The sequence below is a fragment of the Ereboglobus luteus genome, from assembly GCF_003096195.1.
In the GTDB taxonomy this organism is placed as follows: Bacteria; Verrucomicrobiota; Verrucomicrobiia; order Opitutales; family Opitutaceae; genus Ereboglobus; species Ereboglobus luteus.
Window position 1 is genome coordinate 773280 of the sequence record NZ_CP023004.1, and the last position, 19130, is coordinate 792409.

At 54.7% G+C, this 19130-nt stretch carries 6 protein-coding genes and 1 pseudogene; all 7 read right to left on the reverse strand.

Annotated elements, in window-relative coordinates:
- Positions 1–29: 29 nt before the first annotated feature.
- Positions 30–2207 (reverse strand): alpha-galactosidase, encoded by a 2178-nt coding sequence (locus CKA38_RS02935; protein ID WP_202863945.1) that lies wholly within the window; start codon positions 2205–2207, stop codon positions 30–32.
- Between the two features lie 3 nt (positions 2208–2210).
- The gene (locus CKA38_RS02940; protein ID WP_161554696.1) at positions 2211–5495 is read right to left on the reverse strand and encodes an IPT/TIG domain-containing protein; all 3285 of its coding nucleotides are present in this window, start codon (positions 5493–5495) and stop codon (positions 2211–2213) included.
- Positions 5496–5605: 110 nt separating this feature from the next.
- Positions 5606–7212, reverse strand: a pseudogene (locus tag CKA38_RS02945) (sulfatase family protein).
- A 26-nt stretch (positions 7213–7238) separates the two neighbouring features.
- Positions 7239–8801, reverse strand: coding sequence for a sulfatase family protein (locus tag CKA38_RS02950; protein WP_202863947.1), 1563 nt, complete (start codon positions 8799–8801; stop codon positions 7239–7241).
- A 31-nt stretch (positions 8802–8832) separates the two neighbouring features.
- The gene (locus tag CKA38_RS02955) at positions 8833–10308 is read right to left on the reverse strand and encodes a sulfatase (RefSeq protein ID WP_202863948.1); all 1476 of its coding nucleotides are present in this window, start codon (positions 10306–10308) and stop codon (positions 8833–8835) included.
- Positions 10309–10357: 49 nt separating this feature from the next.
- Positions 10358–13315, reverse strand: a complete 2958-nt coding sequence (locus tag CKA38_RS02960; protein ID WP_108824164.1) for a glycosyl hydrolase — start codon at positions 13313–13315, stop codon at positions 10358–10360.
- Positions 13316–13383: 68 nt separating this feature from the next.
- Complete coding sequence (locus tag CKA38_RS02965) at positions 13384–19083, reverse strand: autotransporter domain-containing protein (RefSeq protein WP_108824165.1); 5700 nt, start codon at positions 19081–19083, stop codon at positions 13384–13386.
- Between the last annotated feature and the right edge of the window lie 47 nt (positions 19084–19130).

Sequence of the window (19130 nt, forward strand, 5' to 3'; positions counted from 1 at the left end):
ATGAAAATTCAGGATTCATCCGGCAAGCCTTAGGGAGCGGCCAACTCAATCATTGATATTTCGAATATTCCACTTCTATAGGCTCCCTTAACCGGAAAATCCATGCCGATCTCCATCAAGTAACTGCCTTTGAAGTTTCCTTTTACACCCTTTATCCGGTAGGTGGCGTCGGGCAGCAGGTTGCAAAGACGCACCAGCGGACTGCGCTGTTTGTCCGGCACTGTATTGCCTGGGTATTCTGCCAGATTGTATACAAAAACCAGAGCCGCCCTTTTTGTCCTGTCCGTATATTGAAGGACATTTCTGTTCTCGTCGTGAGGCGACACAAGCCGGCTGACATCGCCTTGCTGCACTATATTTCGTATTTTTTTATATTGCGCGATTTTTTCCCGGGCGATTTTTCTCTGCCCGCCGCTCCACTTGGCGATGTCGCAGCCGATGCCCAGCACGCCGGCCATGCTGACATCGAACTTGTATTCGAGCGGAAGGCTGCGCCGGTGCCAGTCCTTTTCGGAAACCCACGAAACCATTGTGTTGGCGGGGAACAGCGCCAAGTATGAATCGTGCATGAATATGCGGTCAACCGGATCGGAAATATCGCTTGGCCAAGTGCAATCGAAACGAGCCATCATGCCCAAATCAAGGCGGCCTCCGCCGCTCGAACAATTTTCGAACCACACATCCGGAAACTCGGAACGCAAGGTTTCCACCAGGCGGTATAGATTTTCCACATAACGAACGCGCACCGCGCGCTGCTCGCCGGCGGGAGCCGACGGGAAGCCGGGATCGCTGAGTGTTTTGTTCGCATCCCATTTAACATATTTTATGTTATGGTTCTTGAGGAGATCATGTATGCTTTTATGCAAATATTGATACACATCCTCGCGGGCCAGGTTTAGCATGCATTGGGGACGTTTTGTCCGGTGGAGTTCACGGTTGGGGAAATGGAAAACCCAGTCGGGATGCGCCCTGTAAAGATCGCTGTCGGGATTGACCATCTCCGGCTCAATCCAAATGCCGAAGTCGAGCCCCATTGCGTTTATCTTTTCTATCATGGGCGAAAGCCCGTTGGGAAATTTTTCCTTGTCCACGGTCCAGTCCCCGAGCCCCGCGTTGGCATTTTTGCGTCCCTTGAACCAACCGTCGTCTATGACAAACATCTCCACGCCCAACTCGGCGGCCACTTTGGCCAGGGCCAGTTGCTGATCCTCGTTGATATCGAATGTGGTGGCATACCAGCTATTATATAAAACCGGCCTTATTTTTTCACGCAAGGGGGCGGGAAGCGTTTTTTCCCTTATATAAGACGCCATGGATGCGGTTGCTCCGTTTGCGCCTTGTTCAGTATATCCAAAAAGCATCTTTGGCGTGGCAAAGGTTTGTCCGGGGCGAAGATTGATCTCCTGATCCCAAAAATTAATGCCTCCGGCAATCTGCACCAAACCGGGGAAAAATTTCTCGAAATCCACCCGCCAATTGCCGCTGTAACACAAAGTGCCGAACCACACCCTTCCATCATTCATTCCCGTTTCTCCCTCGGGGCGAACCATAAACGACGAGGCTCCATGCGATTTGAATGCCTTAACCTGCAGCGTTTTTATTCCCTGCGTAAGTTTTGTGGTATGCGGCACCAGTTCATGGCCCCAAGCTCCCGAGTAATGGGTTAATTCATAGACATCCTTTGGAAGGAACACAGAACCAGAGAGCATATTTTCCACGCGTATATTGTCTTTTGAACCGGTATTTATTGCCTCAACCCATTTCTCGATCACGTCATATTCAGGAAGAACACGAATGTATGAGGCGACTTCCAGGGGGTAATGCTTGTCACGCTGGACGATCTTGAGCACCGGATATCCGTCCATGCTTAATATCTCATGGTCTTTATATTCCAGTTCGATATCGCGAACGCCGTCTGCGAAGACGACTTCGAGCATGGGCATCTCAAACACATTTCCGCCTCGCACGGGAACCTCTTGCCCCTGCATCTTGACTTTATCCATCCGTTGCAGGCGGTTTCCAAAATAGAGGACATTGACGGGTCCCTTGCCCGACACCGCCAGATGATACACCGCGGATCTGGTTTGAATGCTCCAGCTCTTGCCGGAGGGGCCAACAGTTATGGCGCTCTCTTGAGCCGGCAGGCACGCGCCAAGGAACATCGCGCCGCATGCCAGCGCAAAGACAAAATATTTTCCAAAGTTCATAAATCAAAGATCCTGTTGTTTTTTGTTTCCACCAAGACGGACTCCGACGAAGACAAGCATGGTGACGATGAAATACCAGGACAGGCCGCCACCGCCGCCGCCACCGGAATCAGGCGAGGGAGCGGGGGGAGTGTTCGTGCCGGTGTATTCCATAAGCGGAAGTGTGGTAACGTTGTCATCGCCGTCGATGCGACGGATGACTGCATTGCCGGTGTCGGCCACGTAGAGATTGCCATCCTCGGCGAGGACAAGCGCGGTCGGGTTGGCGAACCATGCGTTGGTTCCCGAACCGTCCTTGAACCCGGCGATGCCTGGAGTCTGGCCTGCGATTGTGTATACAGTGCCGGAATGGATTTCCCGAATGAGGGAATTACCCGTGTCGCACACAAAGACATCGCCGTTTGAGTCAACTGCCACGCCCTGCGGCGCCCTGAATGTGGCGGCGGAAACCGCGCCATCAACCGCGCCGGCCGCGTTGGGTTTACCCGCGAGAGTGGTCACGCTGCCAGTGACGGCCGAGAGGTAGCGGATGGCATTATTACCGGTGTCGGCAATATAGAGGTTGCCGGCGACATCGATCGCGATGCCGGACGGGGCGTTGAATAGCACGCCGGGACCGACACCATTGGCGTAACCTGGAATGCCTGCGCCAGCGAGGAGGGTGACAGTGCCATCGGGGGCGATTTTTTTGATGAGGTGATTGCTAGTGTCGGCGATGTAAACATCCCCCGTCGCATCGTGCGCGACAGTCGCGCGGGGATGATTGAATGTTGTGGCAGTGGTTGTCACAACACCATCGGCGGAGATGGTGCGGATGAGGGAGTTGCCCGTGTCCGCGATGATCATGTCGCCCGCAGTATTTATGGCGACGCCTCGGGGGCTGCGAAAGAGCGCTTCAGTGGCGGCACCATCCGCATTGCCAGCCGAGCCAGACTGGCCGGCGAAAGCAGCAACCTGCCAGTCAGTTTGTGTGATTTTTTGGACAGTGTGCGACTGGATGTCGGTGATATAGAGGTCGGGGTTGGCGGTGCCGGAGGTCGCCGTGATGCCGGCGGGAGCGGGAAGCGTCTCGGCGAGGAGCCGCAGCGTCATTTCGTTGCTGTAAACGTCCTCCGTGTGGTTCATCGCGACATAACGATATTGCCAGCCGTTTTTCCCCGCAGTGTTGACAATGGTGAGATGATCGCCGGCCGCACCCTGATAATCTGACGAGCCGCCAACATCGGCCCAGTCAGCGGAACTATTTGGGCGATACTGCCATTTGAAAGAAGGATCGGGAATGCCTGTGCCGGAGGCAACCAGATCAAGAGGATGGTATCCAGTGACGGCAGACTGCGAAGAAACAAGCTCGCCCAGATTGAATGGTTTAACCGCCGCTTTGTATTCGCCATTATTTGGAGGCGTCCCGATGCCACCGGGCGCGCGCACTGAAATGGAACCGTCAGTGACGCCCTCGGGGACAATCACAACGATTTGCCCATCGGTTTGGGAAACAAACGAAGAAACCTCAATGTTACCAAAAAACACCTTGTTTACCGATGTGAGATTAGTGCCGGTAATGGTAACGGTATTCCCGGGCCAGACGGCTTGGCAGGAAACGGAATCAACCACAGGCGCCGGATGGGTCATGCCAGAGGTGGCGGAAGTGATGCCATTGTCAGTGCGCACGATAATTTTGTCACCAACCTTCACTCCTCCACGAATGGAAATTTTGATTTCAGTGTCAGTGCTAGAAGCAATCAGCGCCGGAACATCGGCGATGAGCACCTCCTTGAGATCTGTAAAATTGGAACCAATAATGGTGACATGATTATCGGCGTCGGGTTCGGACACACTTGTGATCACCGGCGCCGGCAGCGCCGGCAAACCACAAGCAACGCGGAAAGCGTAAGTATCAAGCGGACGGCTGATGCGGTAGGCGCTGGCGTATTGCGTGTAAATACCAACATACACAAAGATGTGCTGCTTGCCAGCGGCCTCGTCCACAATGGAACCGCCGGGATGGAAGCCGTCCTTGTTGCCCTTATCACCATATATCGAGGAATCCCATCCTCCGAGAATAATGCCCTGGCGTTCCACGATGTTTCCATCAAAACGCCACGTTGCACCTCCATTAAGCAGATCAACGGGATCAATGCTCCAGATGTTGAGCGAGTTGTTGACGGTGTCCACATTGGACGGATCGGCGGGGAGCGGATCCTCCGCGCCGTTGCCCCAGCGGGAGCTTTGGATCATTTCAATGCGGCCTGTGACGGGATTGTATATAACTTCGGCGGTGTCATGCGCCTCGTATGCATTCTTGCCCTTGGCTGTGGGAGTCTGTCCATTACCCGCAATATTGGTGCGGGCGGTGGTGAACGAAATACTGGAGAAGGCCGCGCCAGGGGTGTGCGCATACACATGCTGCGTATAATAGTATTTTCCAGAGACTGAATCGTAACCGTAGGCGTTGGTGCGTTCGCGCCCGATCATCACCATATGCCCAGATCCCCATGTGGCGAGAGCGGGCTCAATGCTGCGGGAGTCGGCCGTGTTAGCCCAAGATCTGACCTGCCAAGTTTCGCCGGCATTGGAACTGCTCGCGAGATAATTTGCCTTGCCGGTGCCGCTACCCGTTACCTGGCCGAAAGGCACAACAAGACCAAACTCCGGATGGCGAATCATATTCGGGCCGGAATGGACGGCCGCAGTCGGCAAGGCGGAAAGCGCGTCGGTTTGCTCGCGCCAAGTCACGCCGCGATCATCGGAAAGATACACGCGGAAGAGTTTTCCCGCCGTCAATGTGGTGTCATCGCTATCATGCTTTCCCGTGACGGCCACAAGCCGCGGATTATCAGATCCCGTCGGGTAAGCCCAGGACAAGGCATGCATTCCCTTGTAGTCATATTTGCCAAGCGAAGCGACATTCCCCTCCGCGTTGATACCCAATGCGGGCGAAGCGCTCAACACATCAGCGGGCTGCCACGCGACCATGTCATCGGAATATATTACACGACGGGCGTTGTCTGGATAGCTGTCGTATCCCGAGTGGTTCCGGAGGTTTCGGATCAACACCACCGTGCGCCCGTCGGGCAGTCGCGTCGCGACGGGCCAGCCCACGTGGCGATAACCGGTGTCCGGTGCGGCAAGCACGCGCTCCAGCTGCAGCGTGCCGTTGTCTATCAACGCCTGCGTGCGCGCTTTTTGCGCGTCACTAAAATCGAAGTCTGCAAGCGTGGTGCTGTCCATCGGCGCCGCGGTGAGCGAGGAGGCAAGCATGACAATAAATAACAAGGCGTTTAGTTTCATGGCGAATACAGGAATGGTTGTTGGCGGGTTGTTTTTGGTTTTCATAAAAGTTGGGCTTGTCGGTTCTTTTCGTTCGGTAAATTATGCTAATTGGTTTGTTTTCCGGCGTCTTAGTATTCATCAACATGCAGTTTCTCGCGAAGCTCCCCCAATGCGAGGCGCATGCGTTTCTCAATTCCGGCATAGTGTTTGTCTCCAGCCAGATTGCGCATCTCCGCGGGATCACTTTTCAGGTCATATAGCTCGTCGCATCCAGCCTTTGCGCCATCGCCTCCGCCGGTCTCATAAAAATGAATGTATTTGTATCTTCCGTCCGTCACGCCGTCATGTCGTGCCACTTGATGCCCGGATGGATGATCGTAATAATGATAATATAAATATTCGCGCCAGCTTCGCGCATTCCCCCCCTGAAAAGAGGAGTCAGCGAACGCCCTGAGAGATTGCCCGGGAGGGGCGCGCCGGCGGCCTCCAGATAGGTGGGCGCAAAGTCGATGTTCTGCACCAGTGCGTCGCACACGCTTCCCGGCGCGATTTTTCCGCGCCAGGAGACAATCAGCGGGGTGCGGAACGACTCCTCATACATGAAACGCTTGTCGAACCATCCATGTTCCCCCAAATAAAATCCCTGGTCCGATGTGTATACAATGATGGTATTTTCCATCAATCCCTCCTTTTCGAGGTAATCCAGCAAACGCCCCACTTGATCATCAACCGACTTTATGCAACGCAGGTAATCCCTCATGTAGCATTGGTATTTCCACTCCGCCAACTCACGGCCCTTGGGATTTTTTGCCAGAAAATCCCCGGTCCTCGACGCATAGGCTTTGCGCCACGTGTTCCGCTGCGCGTCGGTGAAACGCGCCATGTTCCTACTCCAGCCTTTGCTATGAGCCTCCTTATCGAAAGGGTGCGTCCCTTTCAGGCCGTCCATCTTTAAATCGTAAACCATCGTCATGTCCCCGGCCACGGACATTTTTTGGGTGCGGGCGGCTTTGCCTCGGCTTGCGTAATCGTCAAAATAATTATCCGGAATGGGAAACTCGGTGTTTTTATACAAATCCAGATATTTTTCCTCTGGCATCCAGTTCCGATGCGGGGCTTTGTGGTGAACGAGGAGGCAGAAGGGCTTGGATTTGTTCCTCCTCCTCAAAAATTCGATCGAGTGGTCGCCAATCAAAGTGGTGACATATCCCTCCTCCCTCACAAATGAGCCGTTGCTGTCCCGGGTTTTGAAACCGGGGTTGTAGTATTCTCCCTGGCCGGCAAGCAGGCGATAATAATCAAAGCCTTTGGGCTCGCACGAGAGATGCCATTTCCCGACAACGCCGGTTTGGTAGCCAAGCCCCCGCAGTATCTCGGAAAAAAACGGTTTTGACGCATCAATTCCTCGCCCCAGCCTGCGCTGTCCGTTCTGGTGGCTATACAGTCCCGTCAAAAGCGCGGCGCGGCTTGGTGCGCAAAGGGAATTTTCCACATACGCTTTATTAAAAATCATCCCCTCGCGGGCCAGCCGGTCGATATTCGGCGTCGGGGCGAGTTTCGAGACCGGGTGCCCGTAAGCGCCAATCGCTTGAAATGCGTGATCATCGGCCATGATGTGGATGATATTCGGAGGAGCGAGCGGGGCGGCAGGGACGGCAAATGCACCGCTTGCGGCAACCGCCGCAAACGACACGGCAGCGCATGAAAGTTTTCCACGCGCAATGCCTCCGGGCAACATGATGTTTTCGTTTTTTATATGCATCAATAGCGCGCTATTTTTTCCGGCCCCTTGTCAAAGGCCTCAATCGAGGCATCATAGCTTTGCCTTATCAATTTCATGAGAACTTGCTGGTGCGCGGGATCATCCCACAGGTTGGTGAATTCATCGGGATCGTTTTCCATGTCGAAAAGCTCGCCCTTGGCATGGCCATGATAAAGCGCCAGCTTGTATTTCTTGGTTCGAAACATGGTCCCGCCGGCGATTTTCCCACCCTCATTCGAGCTTTTGTCATAATATTCACAGCGGACATGTTCCTTGTGAAAATCCGCCGAGGCCTCGCCGGTCAATATGGGCAACAAGCTTTTCCCCTGAATCTTCCCCGAAACAGGCAGACCAGCCAGTTCCAACAGCGTCGGCACAACATCAATCAGCTCGACCAATGCGTCGCTCCGCAAGTTTTGCATTAGCTTTTTCGGATGCCAAAACACCAGCGGCACCCTGACCAAACCGTTGTAGAAACGGCATCCCTTGTTGATCAACCCGTGATCCCCAAGCATGTCACCGTGGTCGGACATGAATATAATCAACGTGTTTTCAAGCTGTCCGCTCTCCTCCAACGCTTTCATCAGACGTCCGATGTTTTCATCAATCATGTCGATTTGAGCCAGATATCTGGCCGTGCGCCGCCGGTTCTCAGCTCCCGGGTATTTTTTCGGCCTGGACTGAAAGACCACATTATTGAAGGCGCTTTTTTCCTTCAAGTCCGACTCCTTGAATCGCGGTGCGGGCAGTTCGTCGATATTATAACGATCAATATACTCCTGAGGAGGGTCGAGGGGATTGTGCGGATCGTATACATTCAAGCTGAACTGCCACGGCCACTCCCGCCTCTCTTTTATGAAATCAATGGCCCGATCCACGCACCAAGTCGTCTGATGGTATTTCGCCGGCACGTAGCCATTTTGCTTTTTAAGCGCATTGATATCAATGCCCCGGTCGAGCCAGTATTTTAGATAGTCGTTTTTTGAACCGCCTTGATACGGGCTGTGGCTGTAATGATAGGTTGTGTAACCATCGTCGGCGGGACGAATCTCCGGACGGCGGGCCATGGCGGTTGAAAGATGGAACTTCCCCGCAAGTCCGCACTCATAACCGGCGTCCTTCAGCAATTTGGTCACCAGTGGCGCGGCTTCCGGCCAGACTGCGTTGCCGTTGCGAGTGACCCGGACCGCCGAAGGATACATGCCTGTAAGAAAACTGGCCCGGCTCGGCGCGCTGACAGGCGACTGGCAATGCGCATTGGTGAAGCTGACGCCCTCCCTCACAAGCCGGTCGATGTTCGGGGTTTTCACATATTTGTTTCCCAAAGCGCCAATAGTGTCCCAACGCTGTTGGTCGGTGCATATCCACAGAATGTTGGGCGCGTCACCTCTGGCTTTGATAAACGGCGCTTTCCAGCCCCCGGGTTTCTGCGCGTTTGCGTCCAACACGCCCCCTGCGACCATGACGGCGGGCAGCAAACCAGCAGTCACATACTTTGTAATATGTGCATGCGCCAGTTCGACAACCGGGCTCCTTTTGACCATGTCGCGATTCTTTTTCATATTATGATACTTCGGAACGTTCCATTTGATATTAATTTATATAAAAACTCGGTTTCCATGGAACCGGACCGCCAGGTTTGGGCTGTAAAAAACGAGCTCCGGTTTCTTTATACCAAGCGTGCAACTGCGAACGCATTTTGGCGACACGCTCAGGCTCTTGCGCGGCCAGATCGTTTTTTTCGCCGACGTCTGTGCTTAAATTATACAAGTGCACCCGGCCGTCCTCCAACCGCTCAATCAGTTTCCAGTCGCCCATGCGAATGGCCGAGGCGGGAAACCCTCCTTGGTTACCGTAGTGGGGATAATGCCAGTAAAGCGCATCCCGCTCCGGCACATTGCCGTTTTCCAACAGCGCCATCAGGCTAACACCGTCGATCTCGCGGTCAGCCGGCAACGACACTCCGGCAAACGCAAGCGCGGTTGGCAGCATGTCGATGCTGCTTATCGGCGTGCGACAGACGCGTCCACCATGCACCGCCCCGGGTAGTCTCGCTATACAAGGAACTCTCAACCCGCCTTCATACAGCCACCCCTTGCCTCCGCGATAAGGCAAATTGCACGTGGGATGTCCCTCACTGGTGCTCAGGCCGCCGTTGTCGGACGTAAAAATAACAAGGGTGCTTTCCAGCAGGCCTTGTCTGGCGAGTTCGTCCAGAATCCGCCCAACCGCGGCGTCCATGCTTTCCACCATGGCCGCATAGACGGCATGATTTTGCCGAATACGCACACGACGGGGTTGCGTGCTCTGCCACGCCTGCTCCTCTTCGCCAAAATTTTCCCCGTGATCGAGGCCGAGTTTTATCGCCTTTGCCTTATACTTTTCAACCAGTGCGGCCGGAGCCTGCAACGGCGTGTGCACTTGATAAAAACTATGATACAACAAAAATGGCCGTGTCTTGTCCCTGTTTCGCAATAGCGAAATACTTTCGGTCGCGAGCCTGTCGGTGAGATGCTCGCCCTCGGGACCATCAGGAAGGCGTGGGTTTTTATAAGGAGAAAAATAACTCGCCGGGCTGCCGCGCCGCCAGCCCGCGACATTCTTGTCGAACCCCTGGTGCTCGGGCCAGTATTTTTCGTCCTCGCCCAAGTGCCACTTGCCGACAAAAAACGTCTGATAACCAGTCTCCCGCAAACGCTCGGCAAGGGTAACCTCTTCCGACGGCATGTAATGAATCATTTGCGCCTGCAGAAATCTGCCATTGCGTTTGGCGCCAAACCAATTTGTGGCGCCGGCGCGCGTGGCATAGCGCCCGGTCATCAAACTGAAACGCGAGGGACTGCAAACCGGGCAAGACGCATAACCATCGGTAAATCGCACTCCTTGCGCGGCAAGTTTGTCCAAGTTGGGGGTCTCATAAAAAGTATTTTTATTATAACATCCCAAATCCATGACACCCAGATCGTCGGCCAGAATCACAAGGATATTTTTCGCGACCGGCTCAGCCTGCGCGAACAAGGGAACCGCAAGAACGAACGCGCTTGTTTTTAGCATATTGCGTGTTTTCATGCGGATTTAGTCCTCAAGGTTTTGATAAAATGCCGGCTTTCAACGCGGTTCATTGAAATGCAGCGTGCCTCCAAAATTCCAACTTCACCTCGCCCAGCAAACCGGCGTCCAGCAGTGCTGACTTTTCAGTGAAGTAATTCCATGTCGAAAACGCCTGCCGCTGCGCCGAAGGGCGGGGCTTCCCTTCGATCAACCACGCGGGAAACATTCGCAAGGGGCGCCCCTCCTTGGCGTTTCCCCAGCCCCATTCGCAATCGTCAGGATATTGGCCGTCGCCAATCAACCGGTTGGCCCAAGTGTTGGTCACCGAAATGGAAATTTCGTTCACCCCCGGCTTTATATATTGAGTGACATCAATTTCAAATGGCGCATGCCAAAGCGTTCCCACCTGGCGCCCATTGATTGAGACGGACGCCATTTCCCTGACGTCCCCCAGTTTAAGCAACACGGACAAATCATTAGCGATATTGCCTTTGGGAATGGTGAATGTGTTTGTATAAATTGCCGTTCCGGAAAAATATTTTATGCGCTTGTCCCCGGAGCACGTCCACGACTCAAGCGTGGTCAATTTGCTTGAAAAAGACCCGCCGGCAGGCGGCTCGAACTTCACCTTCCATTCTCCGGAAATCGCCATACTCTCTGGCGCGGATGCAACAGTGGCGCGCAATGTTTTTCCCGCAGCCGTCTGCAATATGTAATCGCCCGCTTCCGGCGCCTTCACAATCCATCCAGCATCCGCTCGCGCCTCCATGGCATACGAGACGCCGGATTCAGGAGAAATGACATTGGCGGCAAAATCCTTCCGCGCGACAGGTTTTCTGAAAACCACAAACAGCGCTTCATTTGCCTTTAGCGGCAGTGACACGCCTACGCCTGCGTCCGTTGGATGCCAGACCGCCAGCGGCGAAACACTGCCGGTTTCAGGATTCCAAATTTCCGGAGTTTTGTTTTCAGACCTTAAAACAAGATTCAAGAGCTTCGGTTTCGCCTCTATATTCGAAAAATAAAAAATGTCCGTGTCACCTGCCTTACGATGCTGCCAGCAAATGGAATCATCGACAGCGCCGTTGAATTTTACACTGGGAGAAACGCCCAATCCCCGCAAAGCCTCCTCGACGGAACCTCCCCACAAGACCTTTCCGCTTCCGCAAATGTTTTCCCCCTTGGAAGAAGGCGTCCCCTCGCCCCAAAGTCGGTCGGCCAGCTTCTTGAATCGCTTTGCGGCGGCTGGAAAATCCCGGCATGGAGCAGGGGTTGTCGGTTTCGGGCCGAAAATAACAGCGCCTTGCTCCACGACTTCCCCGATCTTCTCCAAAGTCTCCAATTCCAGCGTCCCTTGATTGGGCACGGCCAGCAATTTATAAGTCCGCCCGGTTGGACTGACGACATTTCCGTCTTTTATGGTGACGTGATTTAATAATGTTTTTCGGGAAATCACATCTCCACCCGGCATGTAAACATCCAGTGAAACGAAGTCTGATACTTTTTCCCCCTGTTGCAGCAAATATTGCGAGCGCGCCAGATAGGAGAGCCATGCCTTGCCCGGTTCATACCAGGTTTGATTGCGCCCAAAATGCGTGCCCCAAGGACCCATGCACATGCCGGGCTTCAGGTGATCGGGGAAAGGCTGGTGCACCCAATGATGCAATATCATGCGATTCACGCCGCGCGAAAACGCAATGTCGCCGCTAAATTTGAGACGCGCGGGCGTCTCGTTCCAACTACTGTGCTCTCCGCGCCCCGAAAATGCCTCCGCGCTCAAAACAGTTTTCCCAAAAAATGGAAGCGCCGCGTTAACTTGCCATATGTCCAACTCGTCCCTGCGCCTGTGAAACCAAAATTCCGTTGTGGGTCTGTCCACAACCGGGGCTGCATCGAATGTATTAAACGGCTTGGGGTGATGGCCCGGCCCCGTCATATAGGGCTCGCTTTGCATTTCCAGCCCCATCTCATTGATCATTTTCTTTGGAAGCCGGAAACTGTATTCAAGATACATGTCGGCAATTACCGTTTTCAAGTCCCTCTGAAAGCCTTCCGACGCTTCCTTGCTCTCGATAATGCGCCCCGCCAGAACAGGCAGCCACGGAATGATGTCATAACCTTTGCGCGCTTGAAATTCAGTCCGCATCAAGGGAGTCCAGTTTTGTGCGCCAGCCTCATAACTATCGAAGTTAATGATTTTGAATGATCGGCCAAAATAGTCGCCGAGGTTTTTTTTCAGAGGCTTCAGCACATTTTTCATGTGAAGCCGCATGGCATGAGCGCTCATCTTGTCGGCTTCCAGCGCATTGGTGTTTTTCGGCGCGGCACTTGGTTTTGACCCTGTGGGCGTGTGTCCGAAGCGATAGATTGTATACTTCCCCTTGGGAATCTCGCAAATAAGTCTTCCGTCCGGCCGCATCTTGTCGGTTACATCAATAATCTTCCCCGGCGAAGGCTCGCCGCTTCTTGGCACAAGCAGCACCGCGATATCCTTATAGTAATTCAATTTACTCGCGGGTTGTGCGAGAAACTTGTCATACGCAATGGGACCGGTGATGCCCGCCTCGGACCAAACGACCTGCATCATGGTGTTTTCCGGTGTTATCCATGAACCGCCGCTGACCGACCAGCCGATGCAATTATGCAGACCCAGCTCCAGTCCAAGTCGGTCGGCCTCGGCGGCGGCATGCCTTAGCAGGGCGAACCATTTGTCATTATAATATTCGATTCCCGGCGTATAGACATTGGCAAGCGAAGTGAAACGACTCGTGCCGGCGGAGGTGATTTGAAAAATTAGCGCACCCGCAATGCCGGCGTTTTTCATGGATTCCAGATCCTTGGTAATCCCCTCCTTTGTGACATTATATCCGACCCAGTGCCACATGACCTGCGGACGCGCCCATGCCGGCGGCGATAGAAATGCGCCAGCCTTAATGTCATCACCACGCGGCGGGCCTCCAGCGCAAACGCAGCCCAGGAGAGCAACGCTTGCAAGAAATAGAAACCTGCGCCAATATTTTTTCATATACCGCTTTTATAAATTTTATAAGTCCCGAAGCATATAAGGCTTCGTTTTGTTTTCATCCGGAAGGCTCACCAGCTTTGCCGGATTGAGGCCATGAAGGTGTCGCGCCTTGTGGCGTTTTTGTGGTCTCCAAATGGAATATATTCATATTCGTAGGAGAATGCAAAAAGCGTTGTTTTGCTTAGCATCATCCGGAGTCCAATGCGAGCCATGAGGCTATTCTCGTCGTATTTGTCACCGCGGATCCGCAGCTTTGCCGCCGGATATTCTATCAGTGTGGCCTGCACATCGGTGGCGTCATTGAGAAGCTCCTGCCGCCAGCCGATACTGACATCCACCATTCCTGCCCGTCCCTGCTTTTGCAAAAAGCTTCGACTGAGGCCGAGCCGCACTTGGGCGTGGAGAGAATCGGCGCTGAAATCATCCATGCGAACAGCACCCTTGCCAGTCTCCGAATAGTCGCTGAAGGAGATGTTTGTATACTGGAGTCCAATGGAAGGCCTGAGCGTGGCTTTCGTAAAGACAGGCCATACATAGCCCGCCTCAATCCCGCCTCCCAAGCTTCTAAAATCATAAGTGCCCTTCACAAAGTTATTATGCTCCTCGCAACGCTCGGTGTCTGCGCTCCCCGGCGAAAACGAGGCGTTTCCACTTGTGTAGAAATTACCTTTTCGAACCGCTCCGTATGCGCCAAAAACCGGCGCGTCCATCTCGGTGGTGGCGCCATTGGCTGTCTCCAACCTCGTGTTGGTGTAGGCAATACAGGCGCCGAACATGTAGTTTTTGGAGGAGGCCCAATCAAAGCCCACGGCGCCCACGCTGCTGTTGTCCTTGTAGCCGAGGAAGGTTGCGTTGCTTTCATGCTCGGCAAACGAACCCGCCATGCGCAGCCACAGACTGCGCTTCGGGACGGCGCGATCCCGCTCAATCAGGGGAAGAATGAAATCCTCGTTGATGTGCGAGAACACGGCATTGGTGGAGGCCCGCATCGCATCAAGGCCAGCGACAATGTCTTTGCCTGGTTGAAGCGCCTTGTTGTAGGCGGTGATCTGCAATCTGTAACCGTCCACAATATCGACCACCATGAGCATATCGCCTTGATTGGGATCGTAGGTTGGCATGTTCGCGATGCCGCCATAGGCGATCGCAGCAGTATAAATGCCGGTGTAAAGCGCTCCACCCAGGCGGATTTCGCCCCCGTTGGCAAAATTCATCGTCCCTGTGAGGCCAAGCGAACCCATCAAGTAATCGGAACCAAATACGATGGTGCCGCCGTCCACGGTCACATTGTGGGCCAGTGTGGAGGGATTGCTTATTTTCAGCCAACCCCCGTCGCGCACAACGACATCAGCACTGAGACCGCCAAGCGCCTCCGTGGATATGGCCGTGAGGCGTGTTCCCGCTCCGACAACGAAATTTTTCAAGGTATTCTGTCCTGTCAACGACAACGTGCTGTTGGTGAAGAGCACGCGATCTCCGGATATGTTGGACGCCACCTGTCCCAATGCGATATCACGGTATTCCAGCGTGGAGCCAGTGGCGACGTTCACGTCCACTCCGATAGCCCCGCTCCGTGCAATCGTAAGCGGTGTGTTTAAATCCAACCTGCTGATGGAGTTGTTGCCTGCGAGGGTAAACGTGCCGGTGCCTTCGAGTATGAGCGTGCCGGCGCCGCCGATTTTCCCAGGGAGCTCGGCATTATGTCCGGCAGATTCGATGGTGAGCGTTTTTCCCGGCTCCACCTCAATGTCATTGGGCAGAGTCAGATCGTCGACGTTCAAATGGATTTTCCCATTATTGGTGCCAACTCTCACCAAGCTGGAGCCGAATGCGGCATTGCTTGCCAAACCGATCTCTCCGGCCATGAAAACGAATTCGCCTGACATGCTGCTTGATCCGGAAAGTGTCAGTTTGCCCGCACCGTCCTTAATGACCGTGCCGGCGCCGATGAATTTTCCGGCAAACTCAATGCTCTCGCCGGTTGCCACAGCGTAGGCCAGTGTGGCGTCACTAAGATTGACCGCGCCCAATCCGGTCAGGTTGACCACCGATTGGTTGTGGCCACCGAGGTCGAGTATCGCCCCGTCGTCCACTACGATTGCCGCTGGTTTGCCAAATGAAAATGTCTCCTCGGCTCCTGCTTGCAACGTCCCGCGGCGCACGGCCAGCGTGCCGCTATATCCACCGAGGCTGGCATCAAGCAGCAACGTGCCCGCACCGTCCTTGACAAATGTTGTGTTGACCCCGCCGACAAGGCTTCCGCTAAGAATCATGTTATGGCCGTTGCTATCCAGGATGCCGGTTTTGCCCGCGCCAATGGCAACAGTGTCATCAATGACAAGATCGGCCGTCGCTCGCAAGGTGGCATCGCCAGTAAACGTGATGCCTGCGGTGTCGGATGTGGTGAGCTGGTTGCCGTTGCTTATGGCGATCACACCTCCGCCAATTTCGACACCGTTGACGAATGTGTTTTTCCCGTTCTCGAATGTGAGAATACCGTCGCCGGCCTTGGTCAGCTTGCCGCTGCCAGAGAACAGGGTCCCGCCCATGCCGTCATCCTGCACGTTATCAGCGGAAGCGTGAATGCCGCCACCGGTGAACGTATAGTCAGCATCACCGCTCACCGTCATATCGGCAACATGCACCTCGCTTGCGTCGATTAATATAGTCCGGTGGGCAGGAGCCCCGGCATCCGAACTGCTGTCAAAAATCACGCGGTCGCCGTAGCTGTAATTATTTACCGCGCCGGAATCGGTCCAGTTGGTCCCGGTGAGATTCCAAGTGGCGTCAGCACCGCCTGTCCACGCGAGCACACGCGACTGATCCGCCGACATGGTGAGGGACAGGATCCCTCCATCATTTTCGAGCGTTGCCAAAATGCGCCCGCCCGAGGCAAGCGCCATGCCATTGAGCGTGACACGCGAGTTTGCCACGAGGTCTGTGATATCTCCAAGGTTGAACGTGCCTGTAGCAAAGGTTGTAATATCGATAAAATTGGTTCCGCTAATCGACGATGTGCCTGCCTCGTGCAATCGATCGCTTTCCTGGTAGGCGCCATCCGCGGTTTTAAACAAATCGAATTTAAAAATCGCGCCACCACTTGCCGTTAGGTTGTGAACCGTCAGGGTGCCCGACTGCACATTACCCTCGCCCGCTTCCAAGATTCCGCCCGACGCCACTTTAACTTGACCGTAATTGCCTGCCGAGCCCGCGCCGCCAAGCGAGGCGCCTGTTCCCACTGTTATGTTTCCGCCGAGCGCCGAAGAAGGGGTGCCCAGCGTCAACGAGCCCGCCTCGATCTCGATCCCGACGGTGTTGGCTGAGTTATCATTGGTGAGAAGAACGGAGCCCTCTCCGGTCTTGCGCAACACAGCGCCCGCTCCGCCGGCGGCGAGTGTCCCGTCATAAACAAGCGAGCCCCCTTCATTGACCATAAGCTCGGCTGTTTTGCCGGCCGCGACGGTCAGGCGCTCAGCCAGCGTGCCGCTAACGGTTTCCGTTGCGCGCAGCGTGCCTGAATCGGAAAACAGAATGCCCCCGGTTCCCGAGCCAAGCTGCGCCGCGCGATCAAAGGTGATCATGCCGCCCTCCACATCAATACCACTGGCAAATGTATTTGCAGCCGTGTTGGCGAAAATCAATTCGCCCGATCCGCTCTTTTTCAATTTGTCGGTTGGCGTAAAACTGGCGTTGCCGATCGCCCCTGCGTCGGACGTGATTCCGCCCTCCCCTCGAAATTCATAACGGGCGCTTCCCGTGACTTCCATGCCGGATACGACCACGCCGCCGGCGGCGATGTTGATAATACGATTGTCTGGATTTGCCGAATCGGCGTCTCCGTCAAACAACACACTGTCGGCGTTAAAAAATCGATTTTCGGCGCTCCCATCCGCATCCGCCCAATTGCGTTGCACATCGGCGGTGCGGCGTGTCCATACGTTGCCGTTCGCCCCCGTCCACTTCATGATGAGATTGTTGACGGTGCTGGTCACGACGAGTGTCTTTCCGACCACGGACAACGAGGCATTGCTGCGGGCACTCTCGGCCACACCGTCGACAGTGAGGCGGATTTTGGAGTTGGTGCCGGTGAGGTCGAGGTCGCTGGAGGAAAGCCCCGAGCCCGTCCACTCCATCAACGTGAAGCTGCCATTTGCGAGCAGGCCGAGGTTGACGATGACGGCGTCGGCAGAGGTGCCCGTGAGGATAAGATTGCCAGTCACGGAAAGTTTGCTGGCCGAGCCGCTTTCAAACAAATCGTGGTTGAAAATGGCGCCAGCGGTGGCGGTTACATTGCCCCCGACATAAAGTGTTTCCGCCTCCGTGGCCGCATCAGTGCCCAATGAGAGACGCGCGCCGCTTGCGAGTGTGAGACTGGTGCGGCCCGAGGCGATGGAGTCATCTTGTTTGTGTGTGACAAGCGTGCCCGAACCACCAAGCGTCGCGCCTGTATTCACAGTGACCGCGCCGCCCAATGAAGCATTCTGGTTGCCGAGGATCAGCGATCCGCCCTGAACACTAACCGACCCTTGGTAATATGAATTGTCCGCATGCAAAATCAACCGCCCCGCCCCCGACAGCTCCAGCTTCGCCGTGCTCCCCGGACCGGTGGTGCCGACGCGGTCCATGGTGGCGATGGAATCCCATGCGCTGGGATTGCCCGCCTTGCCAATGGACACTGTCACACCCTCCACGATGTCGAAAGCCAGACGGGGGTTTGCGTTGTTGGCAGAAATGGTGCCGGTCCAGTAAAAACCGCCGCCCTTGGCGCTCGGCGTGAAGGGGATGCTTCCGCTCAACAGTGCTGCGATATCGGTTTTTGCCGTCATATAAGCACCGTTCGCCACATTGCCGGAATACACAAAATCGGTGATGCCGGTCGTGCCGGTGTATTTGAAGGTAATGCCATCAACATTTTTCGCAGTCGAGTTGTTGGCGTCGGCAATTGCGCCGCCGAAACTGGCGTAATTGTTGCTGATGTCCTTAATGTCAAATAGCTCCAGTGTATTATTGCCATGAGCCGCGATCGCGCCGCCCGCCCACAGGGCCCGGTTGCCGACAAAAGACGATTCGCGAATGATGGTCAGCTTGGCGCCCTTGGCCTGTATCGCCCCACCCGTCCCGTTTGCGTTGGCGCGCACAAAGTTGCCGGCTGTATTCGAGGAATGCGCGATGTTGTTTACAAACACCGAGTCGGTGATGCGTGCATTGCCGTAGTAGGTGATAGCTCCGCCCGAACGTCCGCTGTTCCCGTCAAAGATGACATTATTCAGCCTGATCTCGGCGGTTGAATTTCCTTTCATCGCGCCGCCGCCCTCGGTGCTTGTCGTGCTTTTATTATTAATAAAGGAGGCGTTGGTGATGTCCCATAGGGTGCCGTTGCCGGGATTGAACACACCGCCGGGCCCAGCGTTGAGATTATTTTCAAACACAACCCACCCCGTTTTATTCAGGGGCGCGATTATGAATTCCACATTGGTGGCTATGGCAAAGGCCCCGCCGTGGTTGCTGTTGTTCACTGTGAAAAACCGGTCTTTCACCGTCACGGTAACTCCGTCTGCGATAAGCCATGAGGTATCCAGATTGACGGCCTGGCGCAGGGGCGCCCCGAATCCCGCATATGTAGTGTCTTGATAAAATGAGAAAGTGCCGTCGACAGGCGCCGCTTCAGGCGCCTGCGCAGGGAGTGCTTGTGGAAATGTCGCGGCGACCAGCGCAAGCGCACCAAAGATGATTCCTGTGCGAGGGGATGTGTAAACAGGGTGTTTCATAAAATCAGAGTGGAGAAGTTCGGTTGGAGTTTTTGCGTCGGAAACGC